Below are 17,589 nucleotides of genomic sequence, written 5' to 3'. Positions count from 1 at the left end.
GCCGGACGCCCACCGCTCCCCAGGATGGTGGGGTCCCACCGGGTACGGAGGGACCCCACCGGCACGGTCAGCCGACCGTGAGCGCGGTGTCGTCGATGACGAACGAGGTCTGCAACGAGGAGTCCTCGACCCCGAGGAACTTCACCGTGATGCTGCTGCCGGCGTACCCGGCGAGGCTGAGCGACTTCTGGCTGTAGCCGCTCGCCTTGTTCAGGTTGGAGTACGTGGCCAGCGTGGTCGTGGTTGAACCGCTGGTCACCTGAACCTTCAGCGTGTCGTACGCGGTGGACGTGGTGGTCTCCGCGGTGTCGATGTGCAGGTAGTAGCTCAGGACGTACGAGGAGCAGCCGGCGGGCAGGGTCACGGCCTGGCTCAGCGTGTCGGTGTGCGACGAGCCGTACCCGTCCAGCCACGCCTTGTACGAGCCGCTGTGCGCCGCCTCACCGGAGGACGTGGTGATCACGCCCGAGGTCGCGGTCCAGGACGTCGACCCGGACTCGAAACCGGGGTTGGCCAGCTTCTGCCCGGCGCCCGTGCAGCCGCCGGAGCCGCTGATGGTCCAGGTGAACGACGCCGAGCCGCTGGCACCGGTGCTGTCCGTCGCGGTCGCCGTCACCGGGTACGTGCCGGCGGCGGTCGGGGTTCCGGAGATCACCCCGCCGCTGCTGACGGACAACCCCGAGGGCAGGCCGGTGGCGGTCCAGGTGTACGGGGAGGTGCCGCCGGAGGCGGACAGCGTGAGGCTGGTCGCGGTGCCGACCGTGCCGGTCCGGCTGCCCGGGTTGGTCACGGTGACCCCGCCGCCGCTGCCGCCCGGGGCGAACGCGGCGCTGCCGTTGGGCGTGCCCAGCCCGGTCGGGCCGTCCCAGCCCGTACCGGCGGCGCAGAACTTGGCGCCGCAACTGCCGTTGCTGCCCGAGGTGACGTCGAACAGGTTGCCCTGGTGCGCGTACGGGTAGCTGGCCGGGTAGTCGGCCGAGCCGGGCGTGCCGGCCAGCGCGTAGACGGCCGCGATGATCGGGGCGGAGGCGCTGGTGCCGCCGTACACCGACCAGCCGGAGGCGCCGTAGGTCTGGTAGACGGCCACGCCGGTCTGCGGGTCGGCCACCGCGGAGACGTCGGCCTCGGCCCGCCGGCTGCACCCGGTGGAGACGGTCTGCCAGCTCGGCAGGCTGTCGTACGACGAGCAGCCCGACCCGGCGCCGCTCCACGCGCTCTCGGTCCAGCCGCGGCTGTTGGTGGAGGTGGTCAGCGAGGTGCCGCCGACCGCGGTGACGTACCGGGAGGTCGCCGGGTACTCCGCGCCGTAGCCGTCGTCACCGGAGCTGACCGTGATGGCCACGCCCGGGTGGTTGAAGTGCGAGTCGTCGGTGGTCTGCCCGGAGTACTCGGAACCACCCCAGCTGTTCGAGACGAACCTGGCGTGCGCGGCCGCGTAGTCCACCGCCGTGTAGAGGTTGGTGTCGCTCGCGGAGTTCGCCTCGACCAGCAGGATCTTGCAGGCCGGACAGGCCGCGGAGACCATGTCGACGTCGAGCGAGATCTCACCCGCCCAGCCCGAGTTGGCGCTCGGCAGCGACGTGGTGGAGCCGGTCTGGCCCACCTTCTTGAAGCAGCCGTTGGCCGTGGTGCAGGCCGGCAGGCCGTACTGGGACCGGTAGACGGCCAGGTCCGACTCGGCGTTCGGATCGTCGTACGCGTCCACGATGGCCACCGTCTGCCCGCTGCCGGCACTGGTGGACAGCTTGTACGCGCTCTGCAGGTTGGCCGGGCTGAGTCCCGACGGGTTGATGTCGGGCGCGATCGAGGCCGTGGCCTGCGCGCCGGCTCCGACATCGGTACGGCGCAGCGCCATGCAGGCCATCGTGCCGGGCTTGGTGGCCCGGGCGCAGGACCGGACCACGTGTGCGGTGCCGGTCGCCGCGGCGGGCTGCGCCGACGCGGCCGGTGCCGCCGCCCCCACCGCGACCGCGAGGGTGGCGGCCGACAGTAGGGCGAGTCCTAGTCGGGATGTCCAGCGGGTGGCTGGCTGGTGCTGATGGATCATCTGGGTCCTCTCCGACCGACGACAACCTCCTGCCGCCCGTCCGGCGCTCCGGCCCGGGTCGGCACCCCCACGGGAGCGCTCTGACACCACTGCGAGTGGTGTCGTGCGGCAGCCTAGGCCGATCATCACGACGGAGGCAATGCATGGAAATCAATCAGTGGCTGTGGTATATCTCCGGTTTCGGCCGGCTCGGCCGTGCCCCTTCGGACCGGCGGAGGATGCAGGGCGGCGGCACGACCTATTAGCGTGCAGCCATGCATGATCCCTCCCGCTGGCTCATGGATCTCTGTGCACTCGGCCTGACCCAGTACGAGGCGAAGGTCTACCTGGCGTTGATCCGGCGGCGATCGTCCACAGCGGCCGAGGCGGCCCGGGCGGCGACCGTGCCCCGGCAGCGCATCTACGACGTCCTGGCCAGCCTCTTCGAGCGTGGGCTGGTGCTCACCCGGCCGGGCCGGTCCACCCAGTACGCGGCGATCGACCCCAAGGAGGCGGTGGACCGGCTGATCAGCGAGCAGCGGGAGGCGCTCGACGGGCTCGAACGCAGCGCCGGGGACCTGGCCCGGGACCTGGCACCGTCCTGGTCCAGCGGTCAGGACGTCGCCGACCCGCTCGACTTCGTCACCGTGCTGCGCGACGGTGCGCCGCTGCGGCAGAGCCGGGACGAGATGTGCGGCGGCGCCCGGCGTCGACTGCTGATCATGGAGAAGCGACCGGCCGGCGACCGGCGCGGCATCGAGCCGGCCGGCGAACCGGCGGGCACCGCGGCAAAGCCCGGCTACCGGCTCCGGTCCACCCTGCGCGACCTGCGCGCGGTCTTCGAGTACGACCTGCTCGACGAGGCCGCCGGCGCGGGCGAGATCGCCCTGCTGGCCGCCCAGGGTGCGCAGGTGCGCCTCGCCCAGGACGTCCCGATGCGGATGTCGATCGCCGACGACTCCCGGGTGCTGATGTCGCTGACCGACCCGCTGGCGGCGGCCGAATCGGTCACCACGCTGGTCGTGGAGCACACCGAACTGGCCCGGTTCCTCACCCACGCCTTCGACACGGTCTGGACCACCGCCGAGCCGTACGACGGCGCCACCCCCGCCTCCGGTTGATCCAACGCCGGCCCCGGCATGCCGGCCCCGGCGCGACGGCACGGCACGATGCCCCGGCACGATCGCCCGGCACGATCGCCCGGTGCGACGGCCCCGGCGCGATGCCCCGGGCCGCTGCCGACGCGGGCCGCGCGGCCCCGCGGGCCGGCGGGCCGGCGGGCCGGCGGGCCGGCGGGCCGGCGGGGTCAGTCCACGGTGACGGTGACGGTCAGCGCCCGCAGCCCATGGCAGCCGAGCCGGTCCGCCGCCGGTGACGGGCACACCGGCCGGCTCGCGCTCACGGTCGCGACGCCCGCCCGGGTGGCCAGGTAGGTCGCGTCCACCGAGCCGCCGACCGGGGAGGGCGCCGGCCCGACCGGTACGAGCGCGCCGCCGCGTACCGTCACGGCCGACCAGGGCGCCGCGGCGGTGCCCGGCAGGCGGACCGCGAGCCGCTGTCCCGGCAGCAGGCAGATCGACCGGCCGTCGTCCGCCGGGGTCAGCACGGCCTCCGCACCGGCCCCCGCGCTCGGGCCGGACCCGACCGCACTCCCCGGCACGCCGGCCGCCCCCGGCAGGGTCGCCTCCGGCAGGGTCGGCTCCGGCAGGGTCGGCTCCGGCAGGGTCGGCTCCGGGGCGCAGCCGGCGCCCGGCGACGGCGCGCCGGCCTCCGACGGCCCGCCGGGACCGTTGGGCGAGGAACCGGCGGGTGCGGCGCCGGCGGTGCCGGTGACCGGTGCCCGTCCGGGGCCGCCGGCCACCGGGGCGGAGGGGGCGTCCGCGCAGGCCACCAGGCCGAGCGAGAGCGCGGCCAGGGCGACGACGATCGGTGTCCGCATGCCGGGTTGGACGCGCCGCGCCCCGCGACGGTTGCGCCCCGGGCGACCCCGGTACGCCCCACCCGCCGCGGCGCAACGCCCCGGGTACGGCCGGCCGGGGCGCACAACGCCCCGGCACGGCGGCCCGCCACAGCGCACAACGACCCCGGCGGAGGCCGGCCGCAGCGCACAACGGCTCCGGGGCGGCGGCCTGCCGGGGCGACCGGACCCGCCGGCGTCGCGGCGTCCTACCATCACGGGATGCCGCTGCCGCCCTCCGGATGCCACGTCGCCGGGTTCGCCGACCTCGACGCCCGGACCCTGTACGACCTGCTCCGACTGCGGATGGACATCTTCGTGGTGGAGCAGGAGTGCGCCTACCCGGATATCGACGGCCGGGATGTCGAGCCGGAGACCCGGCACCTGTGGGTCGAGCGGGACGGCGCGCCGGTGGCGTACCTGCGGGTGCTCGCCGAACCGGACGGTGGCCGCCGGATCGGCCGGGTCGCGGTGGCCCGCGCGGCCCGCGGCGCCGGCCTGGCCGGCGGGCTGCTGACCGAGGCGCTGGCGCTGGTCGGAGACCGGCCCTGCGTGCTGTCGGCCCAGTCCCACCTGGTCGACCTCTACGCCCGGCACGGCTTCACGGTCGCCGGCGCCGAGTACCTTGAGGACGGCATCCGGCACGTGCCGATGAGCCGAGCGGCCACCGCCGCGAACGGCACCGCCGCTCACACCTCCACGTAGCCGCCGCTGCGCCAGTACCACCCGTCGGCGCGGTCGAGCAGCCCCTCGTCCACCAGGTACCGCCGCAGCGCCACCCAGTCGGCCGGGTAGATCGCCCGAAGCATGATGTTCACCTCGGACTCGGGATAGCGCACGCCCGGTTCGAACCTCGTCGCGATGTGTTCGAGCAGGATCCGGCGTTTCCCGGCCCGGGCCGGCATGCTCACCAGCCGGCCGTCGGTGAGGAACGTCCGCAGCACGCGATCCCGGTCCAGACTCATTTCCGCACCGTACCGACGGCCGCAACCCGGCATCCCGCCGTGCGCCGGCCCCGACGTGCCCGGCCCCGACGTGCCCGGCCCCGACGTGCCCGGCTCCGACGTGCCCGGCCCCGACCGGGACGTGCCCGAGCGGCGCGGTCAGCCGTTGGCGAAGGCGGCGATGAGAGCGGCGGACTCCAGTTCCGAGAGCGAGCGCCGGACCAGGTCGGCCCAGATCGCCGCGTGCCGGACCACGTCGCCCGGCCGGTCGAGGTACAGCGCACCGGTCGGCCCCGCCCGGTGGACCACACTCGGCTCGCCGGCCCGGCCACCCGGAGCGGCGAAGTCGAGCAGCGTGAAGGCACCGGCTGCGGCCGGATGCGGCCCGGCGGCCAGCGGCAGCACGCGCACCCGCACGGTCGAGCCGTCGGCCAGCCGGGCGAGGCGGGCCAGTTGTTCGGACATGGCCGCGGCGTCGGCGATCGGCCGCCGCAGCACCGTCTCGCCGAGGACGAACTCCGGCGCCCGGGGTGTGCCGGTGCGGCGGTCCAGGATCCGCTGCCGCCGGGCGGCCTGCCGTTGGACGTACCGGGCGCGCTGTTCGACCGACCAGTCCGGATGCTCGATCCGAGCCACCTCCTCGGCGTACCGCGGCGTGCGCAGCAGCGCCGGCAGCAGCTCGCCGGCGTAGCAACGCAGCCGGACCGCCTCGGCCTCCATCGCCGGGTAGGGGTCGAGCCGGTCCGGCGGGATCTCCTCGTCGGCGCGCCACCAGCCGGCCGCCGGCGCCTGTCGGGCCAGCACCAGCAGCGCTCCGACCAGGTCGGCCGGCGCCTGGTAGAACGCGCAGAGCAGCCGGACGTCCGCGGGCCGGACCGGGCCGAGGCCGCGCTCGATCCGCCACAGCTTCTGCCGGGACCATCCCACGGCCTCGCTCACGGTACGCATCGACAGGTTGCCCCGGTCGCGAAGCTGCTGGAGGCAGCGGCCCACCTGGCGCCGGGGCACGGTCGAATCGGGCTGGTCCATCGGGCGATCCCTCCCTCTCGCGCCGGGCTGCCCGGACCCGCCGCAGGCGTCCGGCCGCCGGCCGGCGCCGGCGGGGAGCGGACGGGCCGCGGCGGCCGGGTCGACTCGGGATCGACGCTATGGACACCAGTTCGAAGCAGGGAGGGCCAGCCGCAGAGGGGCCAGCGCACTGGGCCGGCACCCGCGCCGGAGGCGTCAGGATCGACTCGCGCACGCCGGAGACGTCAAGATCAACTCGTCTTCCGCGAAGTCGGGGCATAGTGCCGCCCCGGACACCCCGACTTCACCGAAGACGAGTTGATCACGGCGGTCAGGGCAGCAGGGAAAGCGCGGCGAAGCGGCGGTCAGGGCAGCGCGGTCAGGGCAGCGCGGCGATCAGCTCGGCGACCGACCGGCGGCGACCGGTGTAGAACGGGACCTCCTCGCGGACGTGCCGCCGGGCACTCGATGCCCGCAGGTCGCGCATCAGGTCGACGATCCGGTGCAGCTCGTCGGCCTCGAACGCCAGCATCCACTCGTAGTCGCCGAGCGCGAACGACGCCACCGTGTTGGCCCGGACGTCGGGGTAGCCCCGCGCCAGCCGGCCGTGCTCGGCCAGCATCTCCCGGCGCTCGGCGTCGGGCAGCAGGTACCACTCGTAGGACCGGACGAACGGGTAGACGCACAGGTAGGCGCGGGCCGGCTCGCCGGCCAGGAAGGCCGGGATGTGGCTCTTGTTGAACTCGGCCGGGCGGTGCAGCGCCAGTTGGGACCACACCGGTGCCAGGGTCCGGCCGAACTGGGTACGCCGCAGCCGCCCGTACGCCTCCTGGAGGGCGTCGCTGTTTCCGGCGTGCCACCAGACCATGATGTCCGCGTCGGCGCGCAGGCCCGAGACGTCGTACGTGCCCCGCACGGTCACGTCCTTGCCGGCCAGTTCCTCGATGAGCGACTCGACCTCGCCGGTCATCCCGTCACGCAGCGCGGGCAGCGCGCTGTCGGCCCGGAACACCGACCACATCGTGTACCGGATGGTCTCGTTCAGCTCGCGCAGCCGCGCGGCGTTGGTCTGGCCGGCGCTGTCTCCGAATTCCGCTGTCATGCCGATGCCTCCAGGGCCTTGAGAACCTCTTCCGCGCCCGTCTCGCCGGAGCGGACGCACGCCGGGATGCCCACGCCGTCGTAGCCGGCGCCGGCCACGACGAGGGTGGGGTGCGCCGCGCGCAGTGCCGCCCGGACGGCCGACACCTCGGCGAGGTGGCCGGGCGGATACTGCGGCAGCGCGCCGCCCCAGCGCTGCACGTGACGGTCGATGGGTGCCGGCAGCGGCGCCCCGGTCAGTTCGCCCAGTTCCCGGTGCGCGAGCGCGGCCAGTTCGGCGTCGGACCGGTGCAGCCGCTCCTGCTCGCCGTGCCGGCCCAGCGACGCGCGGACCAGCGCGACGCCGTCGGGTCGGGCCAGGTGGCCCCACTTGGTGGTCACGAAGGTGGCGGCCTTGACCAGGCTGCCGGCCTCCGCGGGGACCAGGAAGCCGGACAGCGCCGGCAGCGCCGGTGCGGGCAGGGCCAGGGTGACCAGCGCGACGCTCGCGTAGTCCAGCCGGCCCACCCGCTCGGCCACCGAGCGGTCGATCCCGGTCAGCAGCCGGGCGGCCGGGCGGGCCGGCAGGGCCAGCACGACGGCGTCGGCCTGCGCCAGTTCGGGTTCCGGAACCGGTCCGAGCACCAGCCGCCAGCCGGCCGCGGTGCGGTGCAGTTCCCGGACCGTGCTGCCGAGCCGTACGGTCGCGCCGCTGGCGGTGGCCGCCGCGGCGACCAGCCGGCCGAGCCCGCCGGCCACGGTGGCGAAGACCGGCGCACCGGGGCGGCGCGGCGCCGCGGCCTGGGCGGCGCGAACCGCCGCCACCAGGGTGTGCTCGGTGCGGGCGGTGCGGGCCAGCGCCGGCATGGTGGCGGCCAGCGACAGTTCGTCGGCGCGGCCGGCGTACACCCCGCCGAGCATCGGGTCGACCAGCCGGTCGGCCACCTCGTCGCCCAGCCGCCGCCGGACCAGTGCGCCGACCGCGACGTCGGCGTCCGGGGCCAGCAGCGGGCCGCCGCTGTCCCGGTCGGCCGCCGCGTCCGGCCGCGCGACCGCGGACACCGCGGCAAGATCCCCGGGTACGCCGACCAGCGTGCCGGGCGGTATCGGCCGCAGGTCGCCGCCGATGGCCAGGGCCGCCCGGCCGACCGTCGGGTGCACCAGTTCGTCGCCCAGGCCGGCCCGCCGGGCCAGTTCCACCGCGGCCGAGTCGGCGCCGCTCGGGTCGCGCAGCAGGAACGACTCGGCGCCCAGTTCCACCATGGACCCGGCCAGGGTGCCGGTGCTCAGCTTGCCGCCGAGCGCGCCGGACCGCTCGTACACGGTGATCTCGGTGCCGGCCGGGGCGCGGTCGCGCAGCCGCACCGCGGCGGCCAGCCCGGTGATCCCGCCGCCGATGACGGCGATCCGCGCCCCGGCCCGCATGTCAGCGCGCCGACGCGGCGTGCACCAGTTCGACCACCCGGGTCAGCACGCCGGGGTCGGTCTCCGGCAGCACGCCGTGTCCCAGGTTGAAGATGTGTCCGGGCGCGGCCCGCCCCTCGGCGAGGATCCGCCGTACCTCGGTTTCGAGCACCGGCCAGGGCGCGAACAGCAGGCACGGGTCCAGGTTGCCCTGCACGGACCGGCCGGGGCCGATCCGCGCGGTGGCCGTGTCCAGGGGCGTCCGCCAGTCGACGCCGACCACGTCGGCGCCGGCCTCCCCCATCGCGCCCAGCAGTTCGGCGGTGCCCACCCCGAAGTGGATCCGCGGGATGCCGGCATCGGCCAGCCCGTCCAGCACGGCCCGGGAGTGCGGCAGCACGAACCGCCGGTAGTCGGCGGCGCAGAGCGCGCCGGCCCAGGAGTCGAAGAGCTGCACCGCCGAAACGCCGGCCCGGGCCTGGATGCGCAGAAACTCGCCGGTGATCTCGGCCAACCGGGCGCAGAGCGCGTGCCAGGTCTCCGGATCGCCGTACATCAGGGCCTTGGTCCGGGCGTGGGTGCGCGACGGCCCGCCCTCGACCAGGTAGCTGGCGAGCGTGAACGGCGCGCCGGCGAAGCCGATCAGCGGCGTCTCGCCCAGCTCGGCGACCAGCAGCCGGACGGCCTCGTCGACGTACGCCACGTCGTCGAGCCCGATCGGGCGCAGTCGCCGCACGTCGGCCGCGGTACGGATCGGCTGGGCCACCACCGGTCCGGTGCCCGGCACGATGTCCAGGTCGACACCGGCCGCGGCGACCGGCACGACGATGTCGCTGAACAGGATGGCCGCGTCGACACCGTGCCGGCGGACCGGTTGGAGGGTGATCTCGGTTACCAGTTCGGGGCGGCGGCAGGATTCCAGCATGGGAACACCCGCGCGGATCTCCCGGTATTCGGGCAGTGACCGGCCCGCCTGGCGCATGAACCAGACCGGTGTGTGCGGCACCGGCTCGCCGCGGGCGGCGCGGACCAGCGCCGCGCGGGAGGTCACCGTGCCGTTGTGGGCGGCGCCGCCCGTGCTCGTCGTGCTCATCGGCGCCCATGGTGCCACGCGGCCCGCACCGGGCGCCGACGGCCGCCCGGATTTGTGACGCCGGCTTGTCCGGCGGCCCCGGCGTGCCGGGAGACCCGGGCGGACGGGATCGGCATAGGCTGCGGGCATGGCACCCCCGAGCGCGCTCCCGGAGCTGTTCAGCCGCGCGGTGTCGGGGCTCCGCTCGGTGACCCCCCGTCCGGAGATCCAGATCGAGGAGGTCGGGGCGCCGCAACGGCTGGCACCGTACGCGTTCGCCCTCAGCGCCACCGTGCTGCGCGACGGCGACGAGGTGGCCACCGGCCGGCTGATCCTGCTGCACGACCCGGCCGGGCACGAGGCCTGGCAGGGCACCCTGCGGCTGGTCACGTACGTGACGGCCGAGCTTGAGGTGGATCTCGCGGCCGACCCCCTGCTGCCCGGCGTGGGCTGGACCTGGCTCACCGACGCGCTGGAGGCGCACGGCGCCACGCACCGCGCGCTGGGTGGGACGGTGACGCAGACGGTGTCCACCCGCTTCGGTGACCTCGCCGGGCCGCCGGCCGCGGGCGACGTGGAACTGCGTGCCTCGTGGACCCCGGTGAGCCAGGACTTCGCCGCGCACCTGCTGGCCTGGTGCACGCTGCTGGCCTCCACGGCCGGGCTGCCGCCGCCGGGGGTCAGCGCCCTGCCGGAGCGGCGGCCGGCGGGCGCGGCCTGAGAGGGCGGGCGTCTGAGACCCGGTACGTCCCCGCCGGGCCGTCCCGGTCCGCTCGCGATAGGGACAAAGCGGGGCAATACCACCGCCGAGGGACCTTCGGCGACGCGCCGGGGCGGACCTGCGTGGGCTCCCGGCGCCGGGACGACTAGAGTTGTCAGGTGACCGACGAACCACCCCTGCGCCGTCGGGCCGCGCACCGCCGAGCAGGGGACGAGCCGTACCCCACGCCGGCGCCCGAGCCGGAAGCCACGGTGAGCCCCGACCCGGCGGCCCCGGGGCCCGTGCCCTTGCTCACCCCGCACGAGGGCGTACCCGAGCCGATCGAGACGGCGGACGCACTCGCCGAGGTCGTCGCCCGGTTCGCCGCCGGCACCGGCCCGGTGGCCATCGACGCCGAGCGCGCCTCCGGCTACCGGTACAGCCAGCGTGCCTATCTGGTCCAGCTCCGCCGCGCCGGCGCCGGCACCGTGCTGATCGACCCGCTGCCGCTGGCCGACCTGGCCACCCTCGACGCCGCGATCGGACCGGCCGAGTGGGTGCTGCACGCGGCCAGCCAGGATCTGCCCTGCCTGGCCGAGATCGGGCTGCGGCCGCGCCGGCTGTTCGACACCGAGCTGGCCGCGCGGCTGGCCGGCTTCGAACGGGTCGGCCTGGCCGCGCTCACCGAACAACTGCTGGGCTACACGCTGCAGAAGCACCACTCGGCGGCGGACTGGTCCACCCGGCCGCTGCCGGAGTCCTGGCTCAACTACGCCGCGCTCGACGTGGAGATGCTCACCGAACTGCGCGACGCGCTCGACGCGGAGCTGGAGCGGCAGGGCAAGGAGAAGTGGGCGGCCGAGGAGTTCGCGGCGCTCGTCGCGTCCGCCTCCCGACCGCCCCGGCCGCGGGTCGACCCGTGGCGGCGTACCTCCGGCATCCACCGGGTCCGCGGGGCGCGGGCGCAGGCCCGGGTGCGCTCCCTGTGGTACGCCCGGGACACCATCGCGGCCCGGCGGGATTCGGCACCGGGCCGGGTGCTGCCGGACGCGGCGATCATCGCCGCCGCCGAGCTGGACCCGCGGGACGAGCGGACCCTGCTGACGCTGCCCGGTTTCGGCGGCCGGTCGGTCCGCCGGCTGGCCCGGACCTGGCTGGAGGCGCTGGCCGAGGCGCGCCAGCTCGCCGACGACGCGCTGCCGGTGAGCCCGGTGGTGGAGGGTCCGCCGCCGCCGCACCGGTGGGCCGAGCGCGATCCGGTGGCGGCGGCCCGGCTGGCCCGCTGCCGGGCCGTGGTGACCCGGATCGCCACCGAGCACAACCTGCCGCCGGAGAACCTGATCAGCCCCGACTCGGTCCGCCGGCTCGCCTGGACGCCACCGGCGGAGATCCGCACCGACTCGGTCGCCGAGACGCTGCGCGGGTTCGGCGCCCGGGAGTGGCAGCTCGGGCTGATCGCCGACGAGTTGGCCGCCGCGCTGCCGGCGGCCGACTGAGGCGCCCGGGTCAGGCCGGGTTCGGGCGCAGCACCCGGGTGCCGGCCGGCAGGCCGCCGATCGAGTACGCCGGCACGTCGGTGTCGACGTCGACCGGCCGGGCGTGCCCGGCCAGCCGGGCGTCCCGTACCGCGGCCCAGCGCAGCGCGTCCCGGATGCCCTCGGCGAGGCTCAGTTCGGGCCGCCAGCCCAGCAGGTCGCGCGCCCGGTCCGTCCGGGTGTGGCAGCCGGCCTGGTCGCCGGGACGGCGCGGCGCGTCGCGTACCGGCGGCGGGTCCTCGACGACGGACCGGAACGCGGCGACCAGCTCGCGCACGGTGGTGCCCCGCCCGGTGCCGAGGTTGACGGCGAGCGTGCCGCCGGTCGGGGCGGCCGTCCGGGCGTCGCCGGCCGGCAGGATGTCGTCGAACCGCAGCAGCGCCCGGACGTGCGCCCGGGCAAGATCCCAGACGTGGACGTAGTCCCGGATCCCGGAGCCGTCCCGGGTCGGCCAGTCCGGGCCGGTGATCAGGAACTCGGTGCCGGTGTTCCATGCCTCGATCAGCCGGCCGAGGGCGTGGCTCGGCCGGGCGTTGGCCAGGCCGGAGCGCAGCCGCGGGTCGGCGCCGATCGGGTTGAAGTAGCGCAGCGAGACCGCCCGCAGCCCGGTGGCGGCGGCCGTGTCGGCGAGGATCTGCTCCAGCATCGCCTTGGTCCGGGCGTACGGGCTGGCCGGCCGGATCGGCGAGTGCTCGTCGACCGTCAGGTCCGGGCCGGGGGCGTAGATGGCGGCCGAGGAGCTGAACAGCAGCCGCCGGCACCCGTTGCGGAGCAGGTGGCCGACCAGGTCGATCGACTTGCCGATGTTCTCCCGGTAGTACCGCAGCGGCTGGTCGACCGACTCGGGGACCGCGACCAGCGCGGCGGCGTGCAGTACGGCCTCGATGTCGGGGTGCTCGGTGAAGATCCGGTCGAGCAGCACCCCGTCGGCGATGTCGCCGTGGTACCAGGTCCGGTCCCGGACGAACTCGGGCCGGCCGGTGCTCAGGTTGTCCAGGATCACCGGCCGGATGCCGGCGTCCAGGCAGGCGGACGCGACAGTGCTGCCGATGTACCCGGCACCCCCCGCGATCAGGACCTTCATCCCGCACCTCCGGCGTCGTCACCGGTCCGCCGCGGACCGGCCGCCGTCCCGCCGCCGGTCGGCCGCGGAGCCGGCCGCGGGGCGGACCCGGGCCGCGCGTACCCGATGTGGCCCGCGCCACACGGCACTCCGTGCGCGAGGTAGTTACCGACGAGTAGCATTCGAGGGACTGCCCATGCCGGCGACCCTCGCCCGGCCCGCGCCGCCATCGGTCGGCGCCGCCGGACGGACCGCGGTCGAGAAGGAGGCTCAGAAGTGCCCCGTGAAGCCCGCGACGTCGTCTTCGTCGACGGCGTCCGTACCCCGTTCGGCAAGGCGGGTGGCATGTACGCCAACACCCGCGCCGACGACCTGGTCATCCGCTGCATCCGTGAGCTGCTGCGCCGCAACCCGCAACTGCCGCCGGAGCGGGTGGAGGAGGTCGCCGTCGCCGCCACCACCCAGATCGGCGACCAGGGCCTGACCATCGGCCGCACCGCCGCGCTGCTGGCCGGGCTGCCGAAGACGGTGCCCGGCTTCGCCGTCGACCGGATGTGCGCGGGCGCCATGACCGCGGTCACCAGCGTGGCCGGCGGGATCGCGATGGGCGCGTACGACGTGGCCATCGCCGGCGGCGTCGAGCACATGGGCCGGCACCCGATGGGCGAGGGCGTCGACCCCAACCCGCGGATCCTGGCCGAGAAGCTGGTCGACCCGTCCGCGCTGGTCATGGGCGCCACCGCGGAGAACCTGCACGACCGGGTCCCGCAGGTCACCAGGCAGCGCACCGACGCGTACGCGCTGGCCAGCCAGCAGAAGACCGCGAAGGCGTACGCCAACGGCAAGCTCCAGCCCGACCTCGTACCGGTGGCGATCCGCGACCCGGAGACCGGCTGGGGGCTGGCCACCGTCGACGAGGCGCCCCGGGACACCTCCCTGGAGAAGCTGGCCACCCTCAAGACCCCGTTCCGGCCGCACGGCAAGGTCACCGCGGGCAACGCGGCCGGCCTCAACGACGGGGCCACCGCCGGCCTGCTGGCCGCCGAGGAGACCGCCCGCGAGCTGGGCCTGCCGGTCGCCATGCGGCTGGTCTCCTACGGCTACGTGGGCGTCGAGCCGGAGGTGATGGGCGTCGGCCCGATCCCGTCCACCGAGAAGGCGCTCCGGATCGCCGGCCTGTCCATCGACGACATCGGCCTGTTCGAGCTGAACGAGGCGTTCGCCGTGCAGGTGCTGGCGTTCCTGGACCACTTCGGCATCGCCGACGACGACCCCCGGGTCAACCCGTGGGGCGGCGCCATCGCGGTGGGTCACCCGCTGGCCTCCTCCGGCATCCGGCTGATGACCCAGCTCGCCCGGCAGTTCGCCGAGCACCCGCAGGTCCGCTACGGGATCACCGCCATGTGCATCGGGATCGGCATGGGCGGCACCGTCATCTGGGAGAACCCCGCCTGGACCGGCTCGGACCAGCAGACCAGCGGCGCGAACGGAAGGTGACCCGATGAGCACGGATGTGACGTACCCCAACGAGGTCGTGACGCGGGCGCTGCTGCGCCGGGTGGACGTACCGGGGCTGGACCGCCCGGCCGCGCTGATCACCCTGGACAACGGGCTGGACCACACCAAGCCGAACACCTTCGGCCCGGCCGGCCTGGCCAGCCTGGACGCGGCGATCGGCGAGGCGCTGGCGCAGCGGCCGGCGTTCATCGCGGTCACCGGCAAGCCGTACATCTTCTGTGTGGGCGCCGACATCACCGGCCTGCCGCTGCTGCGCGACCGGGACGAGGCGCTGGAGATCGGCCGGCTCGGGCACCGGGTCTTCGCCCGGCTGCGCGACAGCGAGGTCCCGACGTTCGCCTTCGTCAACGGGGCGGCCATGGGCGGCGGCCTGGAGCTGGCGCTGCACTGCCACTACCGGACGCTCTCCGGCGGGGCCGCCGCGCTCGCGCTGCCCGAGGTGTCGCTGGGCCTGGTGCCCGGCTGGGGCGGCACCCAACTGCTGCCCAACCTGATCGGCATCCCGGCCGCCACCCAGGTGGTCATCCAGAACCCGCTGATGCAGAACCGGATGCTCAAGCCCCGGCAGGCCGCCGAGATGGGCATCGCGGACGTGCTGCTGGAGCCCGCCGACTTCCTGGAGCGCTCGCTGGAATGGGCCGCCGAGGTGGTCCGGGGCGCGGTCACGGTGACCCGGCCGGAGATCGACCGGGACATGTGGGCCGGCGTGCTGTACTTCGCCCGGCAGACCCTGGACGAGCGGCTGCACGGCGCGGTCCCGGCCGCGTACCGGGCACTCGACCTGCTGGAGACGGCGAAGGACGCGGACTTCGCCACCGGCACCGCGGCGGAGGACGAGGCCCTGGCGGACCTGGTCTTCAGCCCGGAGCTGCGCAGCGGCCTGTACGCGTTCGACCTGGTGCAGCGCCGGGCCAAGCGGCCGGCGGGTGCGCCCGACCGGGGCCTCGCCCGGGAGGTCACCAAGGTCGGCATCGTCGGCGCCGGCCTGATGGCCAGCCAGCTCGCCCTGCTGTTCGCCCGCCGCCTCCAGGTGCCCGTGGTGCTGACCGACCTGGACCAGGCCCGGGTGGACAAGGGCGTCGGCTACGTGCACACCGAGATCGAGAAGGCGGTCGGCAAGGGCCGGATGGACAAGGGCACGGCCGCCAAGCTGTACGGCCTGGTCTCCGGCTCGGTCGACAGGTCGGTGTTCGCGGATGCCGACTTCGTCATCGAGGCCGTGTTCGAGGACCTCAAGGTCAAGAAGCAGGTCTGGGCCGACCTGGAGAAGATCGTCTCCCCCGAGGCGGTGCTGGCCACCAACACCTCGTCGTTGTCGGTCACCGAGATGGCCGCGGACCTGGAACACCCCGAACGGGTGGTCGGCTTCCACTTCTTCAACCCGGTGGCCGTGCTGCCGCTGCTGGAGATCGTCCGCGGCGAGCGGACCGACGATGCCACCCTGGCCACCGCCTTCGCCGTCGGCAAGCAGCTCAAGAAGTCCTGCGTGCTGGTCAAGGACGCCCCGGCGTTCGTGGTGAACCGGCTGCTCACCCGCTTCCTCGGGGAGATCTTCGCGGCCGTGGACGCCGGCACCCCGCTGGAGGTGGCCAACACCGCCCTGGACCCGCTGGGGCTGCCCATGCGCCCCCTGTCGCTGCTCCAGCTCGTCGGCCCGGCGGTCGCGTACCACGTGGGCGGCACGCTGCACGCGGCCTACCCGGACCGCTTCGCGGTCAGCGAGAACCTGCGCCGGATCGCCGAGGCCGGCAAGCCGATCGTGGTGGACGACAAGATCAACCCCGAGGCCGCCGCGCTGCTGGAGGTGGGCGACCAGCCGCTGACCGCCGAGCAGGTACGCCAGCGGGCGCTGGACGCGCTGGCCCAGGAGGTGCGGCTGATGCTCGACGAGGGCGTGGTCGCACAGCCGCAGGACATCGACCTGTGCCTGATCCTCGGCGCGGGCTGGCCGTTCCACCTGGGCGGCATCACGCCGTACCTGGACCGCGCCGGCATTTCCGAACGGGTCACCGGCGCCCGCTTCCGGTAGGAAGCAGCAAAGGCCCCTTCTTGTCGCGATGTGCGGGAGGAAGGGGCCTTTTCGCACGCCCTGCACACGAGATGCCGGCCACACGGCGCCGACCGGGGCCTTTGCGGGACAACGCGCCTTGCACCCGCTCAATATGATCGCCGGGTCGATTTCCGCTCGTGGAAAGTAGCCAGCATGTCGCAGCCGCCCGGCCAACCCTACGGCCCGCCGAGCGAGCCCGGCCCGCCGCACGGTGCGCCGACCCAGCCCACCGCGCCCTACGGCGAGCAGCCGACCCAGCAGTACGGCCAACAGCCCTACGGCGTGCCGAACCAGCCGACCGCGCCCTACGGCGAGCAGCCCACCCAGCAGTACGGCCAGCAGCCGTACGGCGGCCAGCCCTACGGCGCGCCCGACCAGCCCACCGCGCCCTACGGCGAGCAGCCCACCCAGCAGTACGGCCAACAGCCGTACGGGCAGCAGCCCTACGGCGCCCAGCCCGCCCAGCCCGGCCAGCCCGGCCAGCCCGGTCAGCCCTACGGCGCCCAGCCCGGTCCGCCGTACGGCGCCGCGCCCTACGGCGACGCGCCCGGCGGGTACGGGATGCCCGGCGCGATGCCGCCGAAGAAGAAGTCGCGGGCCGGGCTGATCGTCCTGATCGTCCTCGCGGTCCTCGTGCTGCTCTGCGCCGGCGGCGGGACGGCGGTCTACTTCGCCGTGAAGGACGACGTCGGGGACGTGGTTACCGCCGCCCGGACCCGGGTGGTGACGCCCGATGAGCTGAACGGCCGGCCGAAGGCGACCGAGCCGCAGATGCAGAAGCTCAGCGACGACATGCGCAGCGGCATGGAGGATGCCCTGCCGCAGTCCACCGGCACGGTCGGCCAGTTCTACGGCAGCAGCGCGAAACGCGACCTGGTGATGGTGACCGCGGCCTCGGGCCGGGTGACCGAACAGGCCAAGCAGGTCGACGACGCGATCCGGGAGTTCGGCAACACCGGGCCGACGATCGAGGGCGTACACAGCATCGACCCGGGACCGCTGGGCGGGACCGCGAAGTGCGGCGACGCGCAGGCCGCGGCCGGGGTCAGCGTCGGTGTCTGCGTCTGGGCCGACGGCGGCAGCGTCGGCCTGATCGGGATGTTCTTCAAGACCGCCAAGGACGTCGAGGTGGAGTTCGTCGACATGCGCGGCCAGATCGAGCAGCGTTCCTGAGCCGGCTCGTGCGGGGCGCCGGGCCGTTGCCCGGCGCCCCGTCGCGTACGGCCCCGTCG

At 74.8% G+C, this 17,589-nt stretch carries 15 protein-coding genes; 7 read left to right on the top strand and 8 right to left on the bottom strand.

The genetic code is table 11. The annotated features are described in order from the left end of the window. Nucleotides 1-67: 67 nt before the first annotated feature. Nucleotides 68-2,047 carry a putative Ig domain-containing protein gene (locus CIK06_RS08365; RefSeq protein ID WP_095564355.1) on the bottom strand — a complete coding sequence of 660 codons (1,980 nt, stop codon included), beginning with the start codon at nt 2,045-2,047 and terminating at the stop codon, nt 68-70. Nucleotides 2,048-2,301: 254 nt separating this feature from the next. On the opposite strand from CIK06_RS08365, the gene CIK06_RS08360 reads away from it, so the two are divergent. Next, entirely contained in the window at nt 2,302-3,147 is an 846-nt protein-coding gene (locus CIK06_RS08360; protein WP_095564354.1) for a TrmB family transcriptional regulator, read from the top strand. A gap of 185 nt (nt 3,148-3,332) precedes the next feature. Here CIK06_RS08360 and CIK06_RS08355 read toward each other — a convergent pair whose 3' ends face one another. Next, nucleotides 3,333-3,965: a hypothetical protein gene (locus tag CIK06_RS08355; RefSeq protein ID WP_095564353.1), complete on the bottom strand. Its 633-nt coding sequence runs from the start codon at nt 3,963-3,965 to the stop codon at nt 3,333-3,335. Between the two features lie 240 nt (nt 3,966-4,205). Here CIK06_RS08355 and CIK06_RS08350 point away from each other — a divergent pair, with 240 nt between their 5' ends. Continuing rightward, entirely contained in the window at nt 4,206-4,688 is a 483-nt protein-coding gene (locus CIK06_RS08350; RefSeq protein WP_095564352.1) for a GNAT family N-acetyltransferase, read from the top strand. Here CIK06_RS08350 and CIK06_RS08345 read toward each other — a convergent pair. The 5 genes from CIK06_RS08345 to hemE all read right to left on the bottom strand — a co-directional run bounded on the left by CIK06_RS08345 (nt 4,673) and on the right by hemE (nt 9,512). Next, nucleotides 4,673-4,948: a DUF2087 domain-containing protein gene (locus CIK06_RS08345; RefSeq protein ID WP_232534081.1), complete on the bottom strand. Its 276-nt coding sequence runs from the start codon at nt 4,946-4,948 to the stop codon at nt 4,673-4,675. The two genes, CIK06_RS08350 and CIK06_RS08345, sit on opposite strands and share 16 nt — an antisense overlap. Before the next feature lie 138 nt (nt 4,949-5,086). After that, nucleotides 5,087-5,956 (bottom strand): helix-turn-helix transcriptional regulator, encoded by an 870-nt coding sequence (locus tag CIK06_RS08340; RefSeq protein WP_095564350.1) that lies wholly within the window; start codon nt 5,954-5,956, stop codon nt 5,087-5,089. Between the two features lie 358 nt (nt 5,957-6,314). Then, nucleotides 6,315-7,037, bottom strand: a complete 723-nt coding sequence (gene hemQ / locus CIK06_RS08335) for a hydrogen peroxide-dependent heme synthase (protein WP_095564349.1) — start codon at nt 7,035-7,037, stop codon at nt 6,315-6,317. Then, nucleotides 7,034-8,440 (bottom strand): protoporphyrinogen oxidase, encoded by a 1,407-nt coding sequence (gene hemG, locus CIK06_RS08330; RefSeq protein ID WP_095564348.1) that lies wholly within the window; start codon nt 8,438-8,440, stop codon nt 7,034-7,036. The genes hemQ and hemG overlap by 4 nt, the downstream gene beginning before the upstream one ends. 1 nt (nt 8,441) lies before the next feature. After that, a complete protein-coding gene (gene hemE / locus CIK06_RS08325; RefSeq protein ID WP_095564347.1) occupies nt 8,442-9,512 on the bottom strand; it encodes a uroporphyrinogen decarboxylase in 1,071 nt (356 codons plus the stop codon). 127 nt (nt 9,513-9,639) lie between these two features. On the opposite strand from hemE, the gene CIK06_RS08320 reads away from it, so the two are divergent. Together CIK06_RS08320 and CIK06_RS08315 are read left to right on the top strand one after the other, a co-directional pair. After that, complete coding sequence (locus tag CIK06_RS08320) at nt 9,640-10,212, top strand: DUF3000 domain-containing protein (protein WP_095564346.1); 573 nt, start codon at nt 9,640-9,642, stop codon at nt 10,210-10,212. Between the two features lie 158 nt (nt 10,213-10,370). After that, the gene (locus CIK06_RS08315) at nt 10,371-11,687 is read left to right on the top strand and encodes a ribonuclease D (RefSeq protein WP_095564345.1); all 1,317 of its coding nucleotides are present in this window, start codon (nt 10,371-10,373) and stop codon (nt 11,685-11,687) included. 10 nt (nt 11,688-11,697) lie between these two features. On the opposite strand, the gene galE is transcribed toward CIK06_RS08315, so the two are convergent. Further along, nucleotides 11,698-12,810, bottom strand: coding sequence for a UDP-glucose 4-epimerase GalE (gene galE / locus CIK06_RS08310; RefSeq protein ID WP_095564344.1), 1,113 nt, complete (start codon nt 12,808-12,810; stop codon nt 11,698-11,700). Nucleotides 12,811-13,065: 255 nt separating this feature from the next. Between galE and CIK06_RS08305 the strand changes: the two genes are divergently transcribed. From CIK06_RS08305 to CIK06_RS08295, 3 genes are all read left to right on the top strand, one after another. Then, a complete protein-coding gene (locus tag CIK06_RS08305) occupies nt 13,066-14,286 on the top strand; it encodes a thiolase family protein (RefSeq protein ID WP_095564343.1) in 1,221 nt (406 codons plus the stop codon). A gap of 4 nt (nt 14,287-14,290) precedes the next feature. Next, nucleotides 14,291-16,336, top strand: coding sequence for a 3-hydroxyacyl-CoA dehydrogenase NAD-binding domain-containing protein (locus CIK06_RS08300; protein ID WP_095564342.1), 2,046 nt, complete (start codon nt 14,291-14,293; stop codon nt 16,334-16,336). 174 nt (nt 16,337-16,510) lie between these two features. After that, entirely contained in the window at nt 16,511-17,530 is a 1,020-nt protein-coding gene (locus tag CIK06_RS08295) for a hypothetical protein (protein WP_198348138.1), read from the top strand. Nucleotides 17,531-17,589: the final 59 nt, after the last annotated feature.

It is taken from the genome of Plantactinospora sp. KBS50, from assembly GCF_002285795.1.
Lineage (GTDB): Bacteria > Actinomycetota > Actinomycetes > Mycobacteriales > Micromonosporaceae > KBS50.
This window is presented reverse-complemented; position numbering and strand designations above follow the sequence as displayed.